The sequence below is a fragment of the Bacillus sp. UMB0728 genome (assembly GCF_002858875.1).
GTDB classification, from domain to species: domain Bacteria; phylum Bacillota; class Bacilli; order Bacillales; family Cytobacillaceae; genus Bacillus_AB; species Bacillus_AB infantis.
The window spans coordinates 392,025-410,712 of the sequence record NZ_PKLA01000003.1; the positions used below are offsets into that span (position 1 = coordinate 392,025).

Below are 18,688 nucleotides of genomic sequence, written 5' to 3' on the forward strand. Positions count from 1 at the left end.
CCCCAGATGATAATCTAATTAACATTAACCCTATTTTTTTCAGAGGCTGGGTTTTTATGCAAATGAGAGTAATTTGACGGTAGTAAATATATGGAAGGCAATACTTATGCCCCCGGAACAAAAGCGCAAGCGCCTTGATCATCCCCCGACAGGCATAAGCCGAACTTCCCGGAAAGGCGTTCTTTGCCTTTTAGGGAGGTTTGGCTTCCTTAACTAAAAAAACCCTTCACCTAGGGGTAAAGGGTTTTCTGATAATCAAAGCTCTCCTCGATCTGTTTCATGCTCATTGCCCTGGCCATCTTGACCTTTCTGAGGCCATACCACCAGAGGAAAATCATGAAGGGAACCATGATAAACTTCCAATGTTCCTGGGATACGAGAATAAAGTCATAGGTTCCATGGAGGATAAAAGGCAAAAAGAGTGAGAGGCTGATCCATTTCTTCCTTGATTCAGCCGTAAACTTGCCTTTTCCGATATAGTAGCCCATTATGACACCGAATAATGCATGGCTAGAAACCGGCAGCAGGGCACGGCCAATCGCATATTCCAGCCCATTGGCAATAAGATACAGGATATTTTCCGCAGTGGCAAAGCCAAGGGATACGCTTGCACCATAAACAATGCCATCATACGGTTCATCAAAGCTTATATGCTGATAAACGGTATAGAATAAAATAAACCATTTGAAAAATTCTTCGAGCATACTTGCGGAAAAGAATGCACTGACAATATCAGATTGGACAATCTGCTCGGTCTCAAGGACATACTGGATGAACATGATCGGGAACACCAGCAGGGCACCAAAAAGAAAAGTCCTGAACACCATTGAAACTGGCTCGGAATCGTATTCGTCCTTTAAATAAAAGTAGCTAAGCAAAGCCAGACCAGGAGCTATTCCGGCAGATAATATTCCCAGCATGAGCTGTCCTCTTTTCAATCTGTTTTCTTAATCGTATCATGATATTATGATAATGAAAATGGATTAATCATAGATCAAGCTTATTTTATGGGGAAAAGGCAGCGGTACAGGATTCCCATGAATTCCTCCCTTCCGCAGCATTTTCTGCAAATCATCCTGGAGGCTATAGAAATGACAAAGAAAAAAATACTCATCATCCATACAGGCGGCACGATTTCAATGAGTGAAGATGCTTCAACCGGTGCCGTCGTACCTACAGAAAAGAATCCTATGACAGATAAAACGAATGAGCTGTTTGAACTGGCCGATATCATAGTTGAAGAGCCTTTTCATCTGCCTTCACCGCATATTACACCAGTAGAAATGCTTGTACTAAGGGATTTAATAGACAAGCACTACCAGACTGGGAAAATAGACGGAACAGTCATCACCCATGGAACGGATACGCTCGAGGAAACAGCTTATTTTCTTGATCTTACCCTCCAGGCGCCAATCCCTGTGATTGTTACCGGTGCCATGCGGTCAAGCAATGAAATAGGATCGGACGGCCTGTATAATCTGATAGCCTCACTGAGGGTGGCTGTAAGCAGCGAGGCTATGAATAAAGGGGTACTGGTTGTTCTGAATGATGAGATCCACACAGCGGAGAATTGCACTAAAACCCATACCAGCAATGTCTCAACTTTCCAAAGTCCCCAATATGGACCGATCGGGATTGTCACTAAGAGGGGGGTGCTCTTTCACCACTCGCCACTCACCAAAGAAAGCTACCAGATATCCGATGTTTCCAAAAAGGTCGTGCTCGTAAAAGCGCATGCCGGAATGGATTCCTTATTGCTGATGGCAATTAAAGACCTGCAGATGGATGGCGTGGTCATTGAAGCGCTTGGACAGGGCAATCTTCCGCCTGCAGCAGCTTTTGGGGTTCAAAGCCTGATAGAAGCCAATATACCCGTTGTCCTTGTATCCAGATGCTTCAATGGGATTGCCCAGGATGTATATGGCTATGAGGGCGGCGGCAAGCAGCTGAAAGAGCTTGGAGTCATTTTTTCAAACGGCCTGAACGGTCAGAAAGCACGCCTGAAACTGCTGATCGCGCTGACCCTCACTGATGAAATGGAGCATATTGAAAGGCTTTTCCAAGTATAATGAAAAGGGGCACCGGTTGCGGTGCCCCTTTCATATTCAGCTGTCCGATTCACGCTTCTTTATAGCTTCCGCAATGATCCCGCCATGGAAGCGGCCATTTTCAATGAATATTTCATTTGCATTATTGCCCGCTGCAATCACGCCCGCTATAAAGATTCCTTCAATATTTGTTTCCATCGTTTCTTCACTGTAATGCGGCCGTCCTGATGCGGGGTCAATGACAATCCCCATCTTTTTAAGGAAGGTGTGATCAGGATGGTAGCCTGTCATAGCAAAAACAAAATCATTTTTTACCGCTTCCTGCCTGCCCTCTTTTTCATAAATGACTTGGGTCTCGGTGATTGCTCTCACTTCTGCATCAAATTCCATTTTCACTTGGCCTGACCGTGCAAGTGATTCAAATTCCGGCAAAATCCACGGTTTGATGCTTTGGGAGTATTGGCTTCCCCTGTACAAAACTGTTACTCTCGCACCCGCTTTGTTAAGCTCGATGGCTGCATCCACACTTGAGTTCTTTCCGCCAATCACCACTACATCTTTATTGAAATAAGGGTGGGCTTCCTTGAAATAGTGAAAAACCTTGGGAAGGTCTTCCCCTGGTATATCAAGATAATTCGGGTTGTCATAATAGCCTGTCGCAATAATTACATACGGAGCAGTATATTGTCCTTTATCCGTCTGGACGACAAAGCCTTCCTGGTCCTTCGTGACTCCAAGGACCTTTTCATACGCACGGATATTAAGCTGCTTCCTCTTTGCCACTTCCCTGTAGTACACAAGGGCCTGGTTCCTCTGCGGCTTATAATTTTCTGTAACAAAAGCCACCCCTCCGATTTCAAGTTTTTCAGCCGTACTGAAAAAAGTCTGATGGGTCGGATAATGATAGATGGCATTGACAATGTTTCCTTTTTCAATCACAAGGGGTTCCTTTCCCGCTTCCTTTAACGCAATGGCTGCTGCAAGTCCGCAGGGGCCTCCTCCTATAATAATCGCATCTTCCGATTTCATATGTCAGCGCTCCTTACTTAAGCATTCTCTTTTTTTCCCCGTCTGACAGGCAGGGACTCCTTTATATTTATCCTTCACATCGGAAAAAAAATCTCCCATCAATTTATGATAGGAGATTTTATTGAAACATTCAATGATATGAGCTTCTTCTTACACCCAGCCGCGGAATCTGGAGGCTTCAGCTGTTTTGCGGACGCCAACCATATATGCAGCAAGCCTCATGTCCACTCTTCTTGTCTGTGCCGTATCGTAAATATTATTGAATGATTTGCACATGATCTTCTCAAGTTTTTCTTCCACTTCTTCTTCAGACCAGTAATAGCCCTGGTTATTCTGAACCCATTCAAAGTAAGATACGGTCACTCCCCCTGCAGAGGCCAGAACATCCGGCACGAGCAGGATGCCCCTTTCTGTCAGTATCTGGGTTGCTTCGAGGGTAGTAGGCCCGTTAGCAGCCTCGACTACGATGCTTGCCCTGATATTATGGGCATTTTCTTCGGTAATTTGATTTTCGATGGCAGCAGGAACAAGGATATCGCAATCCAGTTCCAATAGCTCTTTGTTGGTAATTGTATTATTGAAAAGCTTGGTTACCGTCCCAAAACTGTCACGGCGGTCAAGCAGATAGTCAATGTCAAGCCCCTCGGGATCATGCAGGCCGCCGTAGGCATCAGATATGCCCACAACCTTCGCACCGGCATCATGCATGAATTTGGAAAGAAAGCTTCCGGCATTTCCGAAGCCCTGTACAACGACGCGCGCTCCCTGCAGGTTGATGCCTTTCTTCCTGGCAGCTTCCCTGATGCAGATGGTGACGCCTTTCGCAGTTGCTGATTCCCTTCCATGAGAGCCCCCTAGTACAAGCGGTTTTCCTGTAATAAAGCCAGGAGAGTTAAATTCATCTATTCTGCTGTATTCGTCCATCATCCAAGCCATGATTTGAGAGTTGGTAAATACATCTGGAGCCGGAATATCTTTGGTAGGACCCACAATCTGGCTTATTGCACGGACATAGCCTCGGCTGAGCCTTTCCAGCTCACGGAAGGACATATCTCTGGGATCACATACAATCCCGCCTTTTCCGCCGCCATAAGGCAAATCGACGATGCCGCACTTAAGACTCATCCAAATGGAAAGGGCTTTCACCTCTTTTTCCGTTACTCCCGGATGGAAGCGGATGCCGCCCTTAGTCGGCCCAACAGCATCATTATGCTGTGCCCGGTAGCCAGTAAAGACTTTAACAGACCCATCATCCATTCTGACAGGTATTTTAACTGTCATCATGCGGATCGGCTCTTTCAGCAGTTCATATACCTCTTCAGGATATCCAAGCTTTTCGAGAGCCTTATGAATAACAGTTTGAGTTGACTTTAAAACGTCATGTTTGTCTTCTTTATTTGTGTTTCCAGTACCGTTCTCGGCTACCATTTGTAAACCTCCTAAAAAAATCACTTTGCATTTTGTCCGTATTCATGACATAGTATACACCTTTGTTTGATTTATGCAAGAAGAAAAATGCACTTTTCGGCATTTTTTGATTACTTGTTGAAAACGCTGTCAACGCTGATATAATGGGAATTTTCAGTTATTTCAACATTAACACTTTTCCCTTATTCGCGTAAAAAAAACGCCATATTTACGATATCTGAAAAATGGGCTCAAAGCTATAGCAAAAAAGTTTATGGACGCACAAAAAGACAGGCTGTCATCATAAAATCCCAACCTGTCTTCTTCTATTGTATTCTCCCGGGAAAATGGTTCCATTCAAACAAAGAGCATCTTCCAGCCTTTGTATTCTCAGAAATAGCGGCTCAGAGTTTCAATTGCGCTGTCCGCAATGACTTCCTTGCCATACTCCAGAAGCCTCCAGCGGGTGATAAGGGATGTGCTTCCATATTCAGCAAGCATACTGGCGAGCTTTTCAGCATCTTCTGCCAGGATATCATCGAACAATAAGTAATAGCGACCCTCCATATGATAGAGATTTCCGCCACTCAATCCCATACCGGCCAGCCTTGTGGAAAGCTGGATGACATCCTCCACATCATTAAAAACAAAAAGGAGATCTTCGTTGTCATCAATTACAACCTGCATGTCAATAAAGCCTTCAGAAAGAAGAAAGTCTTCTTCTTCTTCATCCTCCTGCTCCTGCATGGTCACAATCATTACCATGCCCTGGGCCTGCATGGAGAATATCTCCACCGCGACAGAACCCTGAATGTCTACACCAAATTCATCACTGGCTTCTTCGAGCATCTCATGAAAAAGCTGATGCCATTTAAGGGAGTCCTTCCAAATATCTTCCTTTGTCAGGCCCCGTTCTGTTAAGTCATCTAAAGTCAGGAAAATCTTGATTTTATTGTAGTTTAACCTTTCCAAGCGCATGACAATGCCCCCTGCCGTGACCAACTCTTAGTTTAGTGTATGAAGGTTATAAAAGATGGTGAGTCGTCTTACTATTTATTCAGCCGGTTTCAGCCGAAGATGCATGACCTGACTGATCAGGCCGATTCGTATTTTGTTCAGGACATTTGTTCCTTTACCCAGCGTTCCCATTCATCTTTACTATTCCCTAAAATATAGGAGGCATATTTGTCTTTCTTTTCCCGCGGCATCCGCTCCACTGCAAAACCTCCGAGCCCGATGCTCAGTCCTGAATGCTCCGAATACAGTTTCTCAGCTAATTCAAGCGTTCCTTGAAGGTTCTCCTTCATAGTGCAAGAAAAGAACAGAAATTTGGGGTTCACTGTTTCAATGACCACATCAATGTCTTTTTCGGCAATGCTGGCACCAAGATACACAACTTCAAATCCCTTCCTCCTCAGGAACAGCGTGAAAATGAGCAAGCCCAATTCATGCCACTCGTTTGGCCCGCACACAGCCACTGCCTTTGGCAGGATTGAATTATGGGGAAAAGAGTGGAGGATGATGCCGATCCTTGACCGCAGGATAGAAGAAGCAAAATGCTCATGGGCAGTGGTAATCTCGCCTCTTTCCCATAAGTCTCCTATCTTGACCAATAAAGAGCCCAGTATATCAACCAGAACCTTATCAATCGTATATAAACTGAATGCCTGATTAATCAGATCATGTGCTTTGGATTCATCGAATTGAAGCAATGCATCAAGGAGCCTGTCCCCCAGGATTTCAGCATGATTCCCTCCATCCGCTGGAGCTTCAGGGTCTGATTCAAGTACATTATTTTCCAGCAGGGATACTGCCTGGCTGATTGTAAATCCCTGATCGATTTTACTGAGCAGCCATCTCAGCGTCTTGACATGTTCTTCTGTATAAAGGCGATGGCCGGATTCGTTCCGCTTAGGTGCGACCATCTGATAGCGCCTTTCCCAGGCTCTTAAGGTGCCCGGCTGGATGCCGAGCATCTTAGAGACAGCTTTGATGTTATATTTTCCTTCTTGATTGGCCATTTATTATCCTCCGTTTACAGCGTACAGTTCCATACATCCATTATAGGTACCCTTAGGATGTGTGTAAACTTTGTATAGGCTATGGATACCCTTTGTTAAATCAGCCTTTACGGCCAAGACGGACTAAGTGGGTTTCCGCCCTGGCACCGAGCCTCAAAGGAAGCGCAGTAGTTCCATATCCATTGCTGATGAGCAGAGTTGCTCTGTCCATTGTTTTTACTTTCCCTTTTTCATAAGGGCTGTAACCTAGAATGTGTATTTGTCCTCCATGGGTGTGACCGCTTAATACCAGCCGGATTTCATGTCTTTTCTCAATCTTCCCTATGATGGAAGGATTATGGCAGGCGAGGATCCTGAAGCCTGATGGCCCGGCATCCTGAAGAGCCAGATCCAGCCGGTCCCTCCCTTTCCCGACATCGTCCACACCCATGAGGATCATGGTATCCCCATTTTCTGCTTCGAAAGAAACAGCTGTGTTATCCAGTATTTTAACACCGCTTTCCAGCAGGAGCGCATCCAGCTCCCTATGATCAAGCTCATAGTCGTTATTGCCCCAGACAAAGTAAGCCGGACCGACTGTTTTTAGTTTTTCAATATTCTCCTTCACTAAGGAGAAGGGCACTCCTTTTTCAGCCAGATCTCCGCCTATTATAACCAAGTCTGCTTTCCCTTTGACCTGTTCCAGCAGCTTATCTGAAACTTTGCGGCGGTGGATATCGGAAATGAAGAAAATTGTGACGCTTCCGAACCCTGCCGGGAAATCTTCAAACTCCAGTTCATTATGTATGACCCTGTCCTGAAAGGCTTCTTTTGCCATATAGCCAAGGAGGCAGGTTCCAATTAACACGAGGATTATGATGATTGCAAAAATATAAATGTCCATACCCGCTCCCAAAGTAACAATCTGTTTTTACCGCTTCCGGTAAAAGTCTATAGAAATAATACCATATAAAAAGGAAAAAATGAAAAGCAGGAATGCCTTCCAAAACCCCATAAAAAATAATCCCAGAAAGCAGACCAGCAAAGCTGTGATGCCGGCTGCGGCCACAAACCCTGACGCTGCCCTGCCATCCAGCCGCCTTCCGGTTTCAAGTCCCGCTTTCAGGCATGAGGCAAAACTCATAAAGCTGATGCTGAAGGCAAATGCAGCTGCCAGGAATTCCCCGGGGCTTAAAAGCAGCTGTGCCAGTGCCGCACCAGGCTTAGCCGGAAGTGAAACAGGCAGCCAAATCATAAATAGAAAGCCGCTGAAAAAACCCGACAGCAGCCTGATCATAAAGAAAAGCACAAAAAAATCCCTCCCACACCAATGTATGAAAGAGGGCAGTGTTTGTGCTTTACTTATCTAATCTTCATGAATATCCAACACCCTGAATCCGGATTCCTCCAGTTTCTTGATGAATTTATCAATATTATCTTTCTTTTCTATTTTCATGACGATCCTGCGGACCAGCTTATCTGTTTCGTCAAATGTAACTAGAGAAATGATATGTTCATGGAAATGCCTGGCAATTTCGGAAAGCCTGGCAATCCTTCCCTCTGTTTCGACCGATGTAAAAGCAATCCTTACCCCGGGACGGTTGGTTCCAAATGCCGATTGAAACTGGACCATAACATCGAAGCGGGTCACAACGCCGAGGAATTTGCCTGATGCATCCACAACCGCAAGCAGCGGGAAGTCTTTAAGGTCAAGGAGAAGCCTTTCAAAAATCTCATTGCCGCGGAGGACCACTTCCCTATGATCCGCAATGTCCCTGACCTTTGTCCCTTCTAAATATGTCTCTTTTTCCTGATTGGAATTAAAATAGCTTTCATAAATTCCGTACCTTGTGATGATGCCGGCATATTTCTCTCCATCCAGCACCGGCAGGCCGTCGATCTGATGCTTTTCAAGCTGCTCAAGAGCACTTTGCAGCGTCTCATCGGAGCCTATCGTATAGCACGAGTGTTTAGGAATCATAACGCTTTTGACAAACATGGCCATCCCCCCAAAAAAGTAACTGACATCCATATATATTCCCTGTTTTCTGCCAGATTCCTTTATTTTAGGGTGTCTTATTTTTAATTAAAGGCAATTCTGTGATGCTGATCTTTTCCCAGCTATTTATTTTCATGGTAAAGATTAATATCATAGTTTTTTTTCATCATTTCGAATACGATATGACGGTTTTTCCATTCCTCTTCCTTTTTCCAGAGATCCTTGCTTCTGTCCACGATTTCGCATCGCAGTGCATGATATTCCTTTTCAGCCTTGTCCTTTTTCTCCTTAAAAAGATTCATTGTCCCGTAAAGACCTCCTGCTAAAAAGAGCAAATAAAGATTGGCGCTGTTCGATGCGAAGGCGGAAAACATGCTAGCAAACGAATACGAATAGGGTTCCATAACCGTATAATATAAATAAATCAGATAAAAAAAGGACACAAAAACCCCTGCCCACATGACTGCAAGATGTCTGGCTTTGTATTTGTCAAACTTGCGTTTCCGCTCTACTACCTTCTGCAGCATCTGCCTTGCAGCCTGATCTGTCCGCTCATCCAGCATTTGAATTGTTGTTTCCATACAATCCCCCCTCCCCTGCCATTATATGAGTTTGTCCGGGGGGATATTCTATCGAAAGGCGGATGGCGCTTGGTCAGCCCCGGCAAGCATAAGACGCATTGTAAATAACTGAGGGTGCCAGTCTCCTTCACTAAGACCCTCTGTTTCTCTTTTTTCCTTACAGAGGGTGCTAGTCCGCTTCACTAAGACCTTCTGGTTCCCTTTTTCCCGCACAGAGGGTGCCAGTCCCCTTCACTAAGACCCTCTGTTTCTCTTTTTCCCGCATAGAGGGTGCTAGTCCGCTTCACTAAGACCTTCTGGTTCCCTTTTTTCCCGCATAGAGGGTGCTAGTCCCTTTCACTAAGACCTTCTGTTTCTCTTTTTTCCTTACAGAGGGTGTTAGTCCGCTTCACTAAGACCCTCTGTTTCTCTTTTTCCCGCACAGAGGGTCTTAGTCCGCTTCACTAAAACCCTCTGACTCCTTTTGTCCGCACAGAAGGTTCCAATTCGCTGCAAACAACAAAAAAACCGGCCCTTCAAGGTACCGGCATTACTGGTTTTGCGGTATTTTCAATACTTGTCCCACGTGGATTTCATTGCCGGACAGACCGTTTGCCTGCCTGATGATTTCTATCCCGTCCTGTGACTTGAAGTATTTCATTGAAATTCTGAACATCGTTTCGCCCGGCTGTACTGTGTGTGTAACGAACCCTCCAGAGGTTTCCTTCTGTTCAGGTGCGGGCTTGGCCTGGACCTCACCGGCAGCTTTTTCTTTATCTGCTGTATTTTCCGGTTCTTTCGCACCAGTTTCAACAGCCGCTGCATCAGATGATTTCTCCAGCTCTGAAGTGCTTGAATCCTGTTTTTCTTCTTGGGCGGTATCTTTATTTAAATCTTTTGCCTGCTCTTCGCCAGCTGCAGCTTGTTTCTCCTCTTCCGCCGTTTGCTCCCCTGCTGCCGCCGGCTCATCGGCAGTCTCGCCAAAGTCCACCGTCTCGTAGCTCGTCTTGCTTGCTTCTGCAGCCTCTCCGCCAGGCTCATTGTCCATGGAGGTGTATATGCTGAATATTGCAATGGGCAGCAGAATAAAGAAGATGGCCAGCAGGCTCATGACCGGATATTTCAGCTTCCATTTAGTCTTTTTCTTCTTTTGATGGTGAAGGCTGCTCCTCGGGGGGAGCGCTTCTTTCTTTCTGTCCTTTTGTTCTGTACCGCCGTCTATTTTCTTTCGCAGGCGTTCGGCCTGGTCTCTATAAGGATCCTCTCTGTTCATCCAAATCCCTTCCTGTTTCCTCTATATTGTCCTGCTTCCGATATCTGATGGAGATGCCCAGTAAAAAATCAATCAGAAAATGCATTACGATCGTGACAGCTAGATTGCCTGTCTTTAAATAAATGATCCCGATTAAAAAGCTCAATACAATAATATTGACAAACAGGAACCAATTAAATAAATAGCGATAATGGACAGCTGCAAAGATAATGCTTGAAACCAGCAGCCCGAAGTGAGTCTGAATGACCCCCCTGAACAGCAGCTCTTCACAAAAAGCGACAATAGCTGCAATGACAGCAATATGCAAAGGGTTCCGGTTCCGGAATATCCGTTCATTGAGGCCGCCATCATCATAGTATGAAGCAGGAACGATTTTCATCAACAGCAGGTCTGCCAGAACAACCGCAATTCCGGCACCTGCCCCTATATATAAAATATTTAAATCTTCCCAAAAAAACAAGTCGAAAAAGGAAGAAAAATCATTAAATAATATAAAGCCAAGAATCGCGGATATCGCAAGAAGCAGCAGCTGTGTTGCATACAAGTGGAACAAGAGGTCTTTATCGGATAATTCCTTGATTATTTCCATATGCTTTTTTTTCATTATGATCGCTCACTTATTGATTAGCATTCCGGCAAGGAGTTCTTTCCAGCCAGCACTGGCCAGTCCGGAAGATTCCTCTGCCTGTCCAAAATATTTTTCCAGATCCAGACCGCAAATATCGCAGCAGGAAAGATTTTCAGGCTTTTTGCCTTCCTGAAAATATTCTGCGATTTTTTCCCTACGGCATGATTTCGAATGGATCCAGCGGCCCACTTCCGCAATTTGCCCGTTTTTTATAAGGACCCTTCTGCGGAGAAACTCATTGATCCTGCCAGGAAGATTGTCCGCTCCCTCATCCCGCAGCCTGTCAGAAAGCTCGGTCAGCACCCGCCACTGAATGTCGGTCAGCCCTGCAGGCAGGCGGAATTCTTTTTCATTCTCTGACAGCTCTGAAGCGCCAAGCCCCTGCGTTTTAAGCAAGGAGAAAACGTAATCAACCTGGTGTTCAGAAGGAAGCTCAGCTTCAGCAAGCTGCAGGGGCAGCTGCTCATCACCCGGCGCCCAAAGAAGGACGGCGGCGCTTGCTTTGCCATCCCTTCCGGCCCGCCCGATTTCCTGCAGGTAGGACTCCAGCTGGAGAGGCATATGGAAGTGGACAACAAAACGGATATCGCTTTTGTTGATCCCCATGCCGAAAGCACTTGTGGCACAAACAATGTCAATCTGGCCGTTTACAAATTGCTGCTGGATCAGGATACGGCTTTCCTGATCCATCCCGCCATGGTAGGCCATCACCTTTTTTGAGCATTTCTCTTTTAGAGACAGAGCTGCCTGTTCGGCCATTTTCTTGCTGGAAAAATATATAATCCCCGGTCCGCTGAACAGCTGAACAAGTTCCTGCAGCCTTGATGCCTTTGCCTGGTAGCCGCTGTGCTTCTCGACAGTCAGGCTGATATTGGGCCTGTCCACAGAAGAAATGACCTGCTCACAGCTTTCCACCTCAAGCCTTGAAATGATATCATTTACTGTCTCGGGTGTCGCGGTAGCTGTCAGTGCCAGTGTCAGCGGACTGCCAAGCTGTTTTCTAGTTTCGCCAAGGCGAAGATAATCCGGCCTGAAATCATAGCCCCACTGTGAAATGCAATGGGCTTCATCTACTACAAATAATGCAATCCTCAGCTTCTTGATCATATTGAGCACAGAAGCTGTATTAAGCATTTCAGGAGAAATAAAGATGAATTTAAAGCTCTGAAGGCTGTCAAAAGCCCAGCGCTTTTCCTCAAAGCTTAAAAATGAATTGAGTGCAACGACCCTTTTTTCACCGTTCATCTTCATCTGTTCTACCTGGTCCTGCATCAAGGAAAGGAGCGGCGAAACGATGAGAACAGTGCCCTCAAGCAAATAGCCCGGCAGCTGGTAGCAGATGGATTTCCCTGTGCCGGTCGGAAGCATTGCCAGTGTATGCCGTCCATCCAGGATGGAGGAAATGGCCTCCCTTTGCCCTTTTCTAAAAGATGAGAAGCCGAAATATCTATGGAGCTCTTTTTCAAGCATCATTTCCGTCGCCATACTTGGCCATCACCAGCCTTATTTCAAAATACTCCGCACCGCCTGCCAGCCGCCTGATATGCTTAAGCTGCCGTGACTCGGCATTCATGGCTGCACTCCTGATAAGTTCCTGCTTTTCGGCCTGTACATAGGGATCGATGCTGAACCCCTCTACATTCAGAGCCAGCTCTACAATATGGTCTTCTATTGTGCTTCTTTTAAGTCCCCTTGCCTGAATGATCTTGTCCAGGCAAACACCCTGCTTCAGCATCATATACGTCTTCTGCGCGGACTGTGTCAGCGGAATGGATGACTCTTCGCCGGTAAATAATAACCGGAGGACAGGAAAGCTGCTGCGATCTTCCATGATGCGAACAATCAGATAGTGCAGGATGGACAGAAAGCAGAACCGGTAATAATCGCTGTCAAAATTCATAGCCTCAGCTGCCTGTTCAGATGTCAGGCCAATATGGCCGGCACCAGTAAGCCTTAGGACAATGATAGAAGGATCGGTCTCTCTGTATGATTCCAGCAAAGCCTCCAGCTCACCATAAAGTCCGGCAGCGAGGGCCTTTTTATCCATCTTCGCTTCGCGCAGGGCTTTTTTCAGCCAAATATGGGCGGCCCTTCTTCTTTGGATCGGAATATAATGTGAATTATTATGGCTAAGCTGGGAAACCACCTGAACGAGCAGCGACAGCCTCTCCCAAAAAAGGGCAGACTTGTCATGAAGCTTCCACCCATTCAATGATGATGGAATTGGCGTTTTCTGCAGCTGGGCAGCAAGGGCTGAAGCTCCTTCGTCTGTGACCATGTAATGAAGCTCTTCCTTCTCTTGGATCAAGCCTTGTTTTTCCAGATGCTTTATCTTCTCATCAAGATCAGCCCTCTCCAGTGAAGGGCAAGTCTGGAATAAAGCGCCAAGCTGGAATAGATGGGCATCCTGAATTGTCTGCGATGACTTTTTTCCATTCAGCAGATGATAGATCGAATAGATGGTCCTCTCGCCGTTCAGCTTGTCCAGACAGTATAAAATAATCATTTGCAGATAGTTAATAGGCATAAAATTCACCTTGCTTGTATATTTTTAGCCTTTTTGCTAATATAACACTTTAAAGCGGCAATATATATTACATTTTTAAGCAGCCTGTTCCTTTATATTATTTTAACATGTTTAGAAATAACCAGGCTGTTTTAAAACATGCACACAGGGTATTAAATGTTGCAAACCCTGATGTGATAAGCATTCTCAATACATTTTCTATTGAAAAGTAAAGAAAGCACACTTACAATAGGTGTATGAGGAAAGAGTTTCCGTACGGCAGAAAGCGGAAACGGCGACTATTTCGGTTAATTGATTGGGAGGTTTTTTACATGGCAAAGTATACAATTGTTGACAAAGAAACATGTATTGCATGCGGCGCATGCGGAGCTGCTGCTCCAGATATTTATGATTATGATGATGAAGGCATTGCATTTGTTACACTTGATGAAAATGAAGGCATCGTTGAAATTCCTGATGTATTAATAGACGATATGATGGATGCATTTGAAGGCTGCCCCACTGATTCCATCAAAGTTGCGGATGAGCCGTTTGAGGGCGATGCCCTTAAATTTGAATAGCAGAAACTGAAAAACAGCCTCCTTTTCGAGGCTGTTTTTTTATGTTTTGTCTCCCGCCGGACACTAGGCATGCTTTAGGAAATCGGTCTTGCAAAAGCTGCCGCAGGACAAGGTGTTCACTGTCTGCATCCTAAGGATTCAGGCTCTTCTCGCTCTTTCTCTTGCCTGACTTTAAATTTGCACATAAAAAAAACTGCAGTGCAGGCTGCAGTTTTTCCTTTATTTATGCAGCACTGCGGTATGCAGACTGCTTATTGATCCATGGGTTCATTTTGGCAAACAGAAGCATGAAGATCCCGGTGATGATCAGGCCTTTTACGATGTTGAACGGCAGGATGGCTGTTACAACCATTGTGCGCGTTTCAGGCGCTGACATGGCAGGCATGTTCAGGAACAGCGTATAGGCAGGCAAAATGATGAAATAATTCAGGATGCTCATCAGCACTGCCATGATGAAGGTTGAAATGACCAGGGCAGCTGTCATGCCTTTATTCGTCCTCAGTTTATTGTAGATATAATAGGTTGGAAGCACGAAAAGGATTCCGGCAGCAAAGTTTGCCAAATGTCCTACCGGTACACCGGTGGCGCTTCCTGTCATAAAATAATCCAGTACATTTTTAAATAATTCCACAAGTATCCCTGCAGCCGGACCAAAGATCAACGCAGCAATCAATGCAGGTATGTCGCTGAAGTCAATCATTAAGAATTTCGGAAACGGCGGTATCGGGAAATTCAGCAGCATCAGTACGTATGATATGCTGCTCAGCATTGCAATTGAAACCAAAGCTTTAATAGAAAATTTCTTCATGTTGTTCCTCTCTCCTTTTTAGGATCCATCTCACCTAAAGAAGAAAGGTTCGGCAAAAAAAGCCAGTGCCATTGAAATAGAAATCCCCCAAGCAATCTGCTTGAGGGAGAATTTACAAAGGCAAGCTTAATAAACGTTCAATTCCTGCATCTTTTGAACGTTTGCAGAACCTCCATCTTCTCCCATCCAGACTGTACTGTCGGCTTTGGAATCTCACCAAATCCTGCCCAATAAAACAGGCTCGCGGGCTTAGAGCAACTTGCCTCATCACCGCCGGTCGGGAATTTCACCCTGCCCCGAAGATAGACCATATTAAATTATATTTGAACCCCTAATTGGAATTCTGAATTTATTATACTGAAAAAAAACCCTCTTGTGAAGAAAATTGCTCTAACTTTTTGCCGGATCCCTTAGTCCCCACTCAGATCGTCACTATGGACCTTGATGCCCGCTTTGCACTAACTACTTCTTCTCAAGCGCCCGGATAAATTCCCGCATATAATCCGGAAGATCAGGCGGCCTCCTGCTTGATACAATATGGCCGTCCGTTACAGCAGGCTCATCAACCCAGATTGCTCCTGCATTCTCCATATCATCCTTGATTCCCGGGGTACTCGTGACTGTGCGGCCTTCAAGGATCTTTGCAGATATAAGCACCCATCCTGCATGGCATATCTGTCCGATCGGTTTCTTCGCTTCATCCATTTCCCTGATGAGTGAAATAACTTCCGGGAACCTCCTGATTTTATCAGGCGCCCATCCGCCCGGCACCAGGATGGCGTCATAATCATCAGCGGAGATCTCTGAATAGGCATAATCGGACTTCGCCTGGACCCCGTACTTCCCCAGATATGTTTCATTCGCTGTTTCACCTGCCAGCTCTACAATGGCCCCTTCTTCCCGAAGCCGCAGAATGGGATACCAAAGCTCCAGGTCTTCAAACTCGTGATGTACCAGGCTGATAATTTTTTTGCCTTCCAGTCTCATAAATAAGCACTCCTTTTTTCATGGTTACAGTCATTCTACCCCTAATCTGCCTGCATGTCTCCCCTCCGGCCCTGGCCCCCCGGCAGATTTAGGCTTTTCCTGGCTTTTTTTGCCGAATCCCAACTTGTTTTGTCATGAGGGAAGGAATGTCTTCCTGTTTGCAGTATTTGTAAGATAAAGGAGTGATGAAAATGAATACAAATAAAGCTGCCAGCTCTTTGGGAGTATCGCCGAGCACAATCCAGCGCTGGGTTAAACAGTTCGGTCTTGAAGTCGGAAGGAATGAACTTGGCCACTACCATTTTGAGGAAGATCAATTAGAAATCCTGAAAGATATACAATCCCAGATCCAGAACGGTGCCCTTGTCCATGAAGTAAAGCTCTCGGTCCAAAAAACACCGGAAGTGAAGCAGCAGAATGAGGATCACTCTGTTCAAATAAAGGAATTGGCAGATAAGGTCACCCAGCTGGATTCCCGGCTTGATTCCAAGGCTGATGACGTCGTTTCCTACCAGCTGCTGCAGCACCGCCGTGAAATTGAAGATCTGAAGACCCAGCTGCTGCAGATGGCTGAAAAGGTAGGTCAGCTCGAAGCTTCATCACAAATTGCTGCTTCTGATCAGCTCCCTGTTTTTGATCATCCTTCGATCAAAAGAAGCTGGAAGAAAAAGAATATTATCAGCATGCTTTTCGGTTTTTGAGCACGCCACGGGGCGGTGCTTTTTTTTTCAAAGCGGCAGACTTCGCACGTCAAGCTGCCGCTGCTGAAGCCTTTAGAATAAAAGCCTGCAGTCCAGGAACCGGGTCTGGCCGGAATGAATTGCCAGGGTCAAAGGCTCTTCTTTTTTGTGCTTGAAGTAAGGAATCAGGTACTCTGCCGGATCTATGGGTGCTTGACTCTCCAGCAAAATGACAGTCATGTACTCATTCAGGCTCCTGGGATACATAAACACTCCCCAAATCGGGCAGTCATGTACTCATTCGGGCATCTGCGTTCCTTAATAGAACAAGGCTTTCCCGCATTTCTAAAAAAAAACTTTTTATTTCTCCGATCCTGTGATAGTATTGTAAAAAAATATTGGGCATTGAAAAGGTATAGTAATGTATTTCTCCCTGTTTTAGAGAGCCGGTGGCAGGTGAAAACCGGTACAAAGAAATGGCATGAATTTCCCCTTGGAGCATTTTCCGTGAACTCTTGGATAAGAAAGCGGAAAACGGTAGTGTATACCGTTATCAAACAAAGTGGTGAAGATGTTTTCACAAAAATGGGTGGTACCGCGATATAATCGTCCCTGCTGTTAAGCAGGGGCGTTTTTTATTTTCTGTGCCTGGAATTTTCTTCACAATGAGGGTGGTACCGCGAATTTTTTTCGTCCCTGCATGAAATTCATGCAGGGATTTTTATTTGCTTCAATGCCCGCTGAAATAATTTTTAGGAGAGTGATAGTATGGAAAAACAAAAGTGGGGGACAAAAATCGGGTTCATCCTATCTGCTGCCGGCTCTGCGATCGGTCTCGGCGCTATCTGGAAATTCCCGTATATGACAGGGATCGGCGGAGGCGGTGCATTCTTCCTTGTTTTTATTCTGTTCACTTTATTCATTGGCCTGCCCATCCTGCTTGCCGAATTTGTCATTGGCAGAAGCACTCAAAAAGAGGCAGTTGCAGCCTATAAAACAATTGCTCCAGGTTCACTATGGCCATGGGTCGGCAGAATGGGTGTTGCCGCCTGCTTCCTGCTCTTATCTTTTTATAGTGTCATTGGCGGGTGGATCCTTATTTATCTCTGGTATGCCCTTTCCGGAAAGCTGTGGACCGAGGGGCTGAACTTTGAAGCTGTCTTTGGCGAAGCCATTTCCGACCCGATGCTTGCTGCAGGTGCCCAACTGGTTTTCATCCTGCTTTCGGTTCTGATTGTCAGCCGGGGGGTGCAGGGCGGCCTTGAAAAGGTCAACAAATATTTTATGCCGGCATTATTCATCATGTTCGTGGCTTTGATTGCACGGTCATTGAGCTTTGATAATGCCATCGAAGGAGTCAAATTCTTTTTGCAGCCAGACTTTGGCAAGATGACGCCTGATGTGTTTCTATACGCCTTGGGGCAGTCCTTTTTCTCGCTGTCTGTAGGCGTGTCCGTAATGGTGACATACAGTTCCTATCTATCCAAGAAGGAAAATATCACAAAAGCTGCTTTCTCAATCACAGGGCTGACGCTCCTGATTGCTCTTCTCGCAGGACTGGCGATTTTCCCTGCCATTTTCTCTTTTGGCATGGAGCCAGAAGAAGGGCCGGGCCTTCTGTTCATTGTACTTCCGGCCATATTCAGCAAAATCGCCTTCGGGGAGTTCTTTTTCATACTCTTCCTGCTGCTGTTCTTTTTTGCTGCTTTGACTTCGGCTATTTCCATGCTGGAAATCAATGTGGCGGCTGCGGGCAAAAAGGCAGGCAGAACAAAGGCAAGCATCCTTTTCGGACTGCTGATATTTGCAGCCGGCATCCCTTCCGCCCTGTCTTTTGGCGAATGGAGTGACATCCTAATCTTCGGAAAAACGTTCTTTGATTCAGCCGACTATCTTGTCTCTAATATCCTCCTGCCTCTAGGTGCCTTATTCATTACTATTTTCGTTCCCTGGCGGATGGACAGGAACACACTGGTCAAAGAACTGCAGGCAGGATCCGGCATGGCCCGGCGGCTGTTCGCCTTCTGGCTGCTCCTGCTGAAATACGCAGTTCCTGCAGCCATTATCATTGTTTTCCTGAATGGAACAGGAATAATAAAATTTTAGGCTGAATGCCAGGGATTTCCCTGGCATTTTCTTATGCTATTCAAAAAGCATCACTCAAACCTGAAAACTTCTTATA

The 18,688-nt window shown here is 45.6% G+C and carries 20 protein-coding genes, 1 riboswitch and 1 other annotated feature; of the genes, 4 read left to right on the forward strand and 16 right to left on the reverse strand.

Going from position 1 to position 18,688, the window contains the following annotated elements; all coding sequences use genetic code 11:
• Positions 1 to 230 precede the first annotated feature (230 nt).
• Positions 231 to 920: a glutamic-type intramembrane protease PrsW gene (gene prsW / locus CYJ37_RS13000; RefSeq protein WP_022544141.1), complete on the reverse strand. Its 690-nt coding sequence runs from the start codon at positions 918 to 920 to the stop codon at positions 231 to 233.
• Positions 921 to 1,091: 171 nt separating this feature from the next.
• Here prsW and CYJ37_RS13005 point away from each other — a divergent pair, with 171 nt between their 5' ends.
• Positions 1,092 to 2,069, forward strand: a complete 978-nt coding sequence (locus CYJ37_RS13005) for an asparaginase (protein ID WP_101550587.1) — start codon at positions 1,092 to 1,094, stop codon at positions 2,067 to 2,069.
• Positions 2,070 to 2,105: 36 nt separating this feature from the next.
• Here CYJ37_RS13005 and CYJ37_RS13010 read toward each other — a convergent pair whose 3' ends face one another.
• The 12 genes from CYJ37_RS13010 to CYJ37_RS13065 form a co-directional block, all read right to left on the reverse strand.
• Positions 2,106 to 3,077, reverse strand: a complete 972-nt coding sequence (locus CYJ37_RS13010; RefSeq protein WP_009794818.1) for a YpdA family putative bacillithiol disulfide reductase — start codon at positions 3,075 to 3,077, stop codon at positions 2,106 to 2,108.
• 150 nt (positions 3,078 to 3,227) lie between these two features.
• Complete coding sequence (locus CYJ37_RS13015; protein ID WP_009794817.1) at positions 3,228 to 4,505, reverse strand: Glu/Leu/Phe/Val family dehydrogenase; 1,278 nt, start codon at positions 4,503 to 4,505, stop codon at positions 3,228 to 3,230.
• Positions 4,506 to 4,874: 369 nt separating this feature from the next.
• Complete coding sequence (locus CYJ37_RS13020) at positions 4,875 to 5,462, reverse strand: genetic competence negative regulator (protein WP_022544143.1); 588 nt, start codon at positions 5,460 to 5,462, stop codon at positions 4,875 to 4,877.
• 137 nt (positions 5,463 to 5,599) lie between these two features.
• Positions 5,600 to 6,505, reverse strand: a complete 906-nt coding sequence (locus tag CYJ37_RS13025) for a MerR family transcriptional regulator (protein ID WP_022544144.1) — start codon at positions 6,503 to 6,505, stop codon at positions 5,600 to 5,602.
• Positions 6,506 to 6,605: 100 nt separating this feature from the next.
• On the reverse strand, positions 6,606 to 7,388 hold the full coding sequence (locus CYJ37_RS13030) for a metallophosphoesterase (RefSeq protein ID WP_009794814.1): 783 nt from the start codon (positions 7,386 to 7,388) through the stop codon (positions 6,606 to 6,608).
• A gap of 27 nt (positions 7,389 to 7,415) precedes the next feature.
• Positions 7,416 to 7,793 (reverse strand): hypothetical protein, encoded by a 378-nt coding sequence (locus tag CYJ37_RS13035; protein ID WP_022544145.1) that lies wholly within the window; start codon positions 7,791 to 7,793, stop codon positions 7,416 to 7,418.
• 57 nt (positions 7,794 to 7,850) lie between these two features.
• Entirely contained in the window at positions 7,851 to 8,483 is a 633-nt protein-coding gene (locus CYJ37_RS13040) for a CBS domain-containing protein (RefSeq protein ID WP_022544146.1), read from the reverse strand.
• A 122-nt stretch (positions 8,484 to 8,605) separates the two neighbouring features.
• The gene (locus CYJ37_RS13045) at positions 8,606 to 9,064 is read right to left on the reverse strand and encodes a YpbF family protein (protein WP_094767139.1); all 459 of its coding nucleotides are present in this window, start codon (positions 9,062 to 9,064) and stop codon (positions 8,606 to 8,608) included.
• 529 nt (positions 9,065 to 9,593) lie between these two features.
• A complete protein-coding gene (locus CYJ37_RS13050; protein ID WP_101550200.1) occupies positions 9,594 to 10,316 on the reverse strand; it encodes a LysM peptidoglycan-binding domain-containing protein in 723 nt (240 codons plus the stop codon).
• On the reverse strand, positions 10,294 to 10,920 hold the full coding sequence (locus CYJ37_RS13055; RefSeq protein WP_009794808.1) for a CPBP family intramembrane glutamic endopeptidase: 627 nt from the start codon (positions 10,918 to 10,920) through the stop codon (positions 10,294 to 10,296). Before CYJ37_RS13055 ends, CYJ37_RS13050 begins: the two co-directional genes overlap by 23 nt.
• 9 nt (positions 10,921 to 10,929) lie before the next feature.
• Positions 10,930 to 12,429, reverse strand: a complete 1,500-nt coding sequence (locus CYJ37_RS13060) for a RecQ family ATP-dependent DNA helicase (RefSeq protein WP_101550202.1) — start codon at positions 12,427 to 12,429, stop codon at positions 10,930 to 10,932.
• On the reverse strand, positions 12,407 to 13,471 hold the full coding sequence (locus tag CYJ37_RS13065) for a helix-turn-helix domain-containing protein (RefSeq protein ID WP_009794806.1): 1,065 nt from the start codon (positions 13,469 to 13,471) through the stop codon (positions 12,407 to 12,409). The genes CYJ37_RS13060 and CYJ37_RS13065 overlap by 23 nt, the downstream gene beginning before the upstream one ends.
• Positions 13,472 to 13,782: 311 nt before the next feature.
• On the opposite strand from CYJ37_RS13065, the gene CYJ37_RS13070 reads away from it, so the two are divergent.
• Entirely contained in the window at positions 13,783 to 14,031 is a 249-nt protein-coding gene (locus tag CYJ37_RS13070; protein WP_009794805.1) for a ferredoxin, read from the forward strand.
• Positions 14,032 to 14,254: 223 nt separating this feature from the next.
• Here CYJ37_RS13070 and CYJ37_RS13075 read toward each other — a convergent pair whose 3' ends face one another.
• Positions 14,255 to 14,839, reverse strand: coding sequence for an ECF transporter S component (locus tag CYJ37_RS13075; protein WP_022544148.1), 585 nt, complete (start codon positions 14,837 to 14,839; stop codon positions 14,255 to 14,257).
• Between the two features lie 170 nt (positions 14,840 to 15,009).
• A riboswitch (FMN riboswitch) is annotated at positions 15,010 to 15,147 on the reverse strand.
• A gap of 154 nt (positions 15,148 to 15,301) precedes the next feature.
• On the reverse strand, positions 15,302 to 15,826 hold the full coding sequence (locus CYJ37_RS13080) for a type 1 glutamine amidotransferase domain-containing protein (RefSeq protein WP_009794801.1): 525 nt from the start codon (positions 15,824 to 15,826) through the stop codon (positions 15,302 to 15,304).
• 191 nt (positions 15,827 to 16,017) lie between these two features.
• Between CYJ37_RS13080 and CYJ37_RS13085 the strand changes: the two genes are divergently transcribed.
• Positions 16,018 to 16,527: a MerR family transcriptional regulator gene (locus CYJ37_RS13085; RefSeq protein WP_180827352.1), complete on the forward strand. Its 510-nt coding sequence runs from the start codon at positions 16,018 to 16,020 to the stop codon at positions 16,525 to 16,527.
• A gap of 72 nt (positions 16,528 to 16,599) precedes the next feature.
• Here CYJ37_RS13085 and CYJ37_RS27280 read toward each other — a convergent pair whose 3' ends face one another.
• Complete coding sequence (locus CYJ37_RS27280; RefSeq protein WP_180827353.1) at positions 16,600 to 16,773, reverse strand: hypothetical protein; 174 nt, start codon at positions 16,771 to 16,773, stop codon at positions 16,600 to 16,602.
• Between the two features lie 129 nt (positions 16,774 to 16,902).
• Positions 16,903 to 17,123: a binding site (T-box leader), on the forward strand.
• A 151-nt stretch (positions 17,124 to 17,274) separates the two neighbouring features.
• Here CYJ37_RS27280 and CYJ37_RS13090 point away from each other — a divergent pair.
• Positions 17,275 to 18,612: a sodium-dependent transporter gene (locus CYJ37_RS13090; RefSeq protein ID WP_009794796.1), complete on the forward strand. Its 1,338-nt coding sequence runs from the start codon at positions 17,275 to 17,277 to the stop codon at positions 18,610 to 18,612.
• Positions 18,613 to 18,688: the final 76 nt, after the last annotated feature.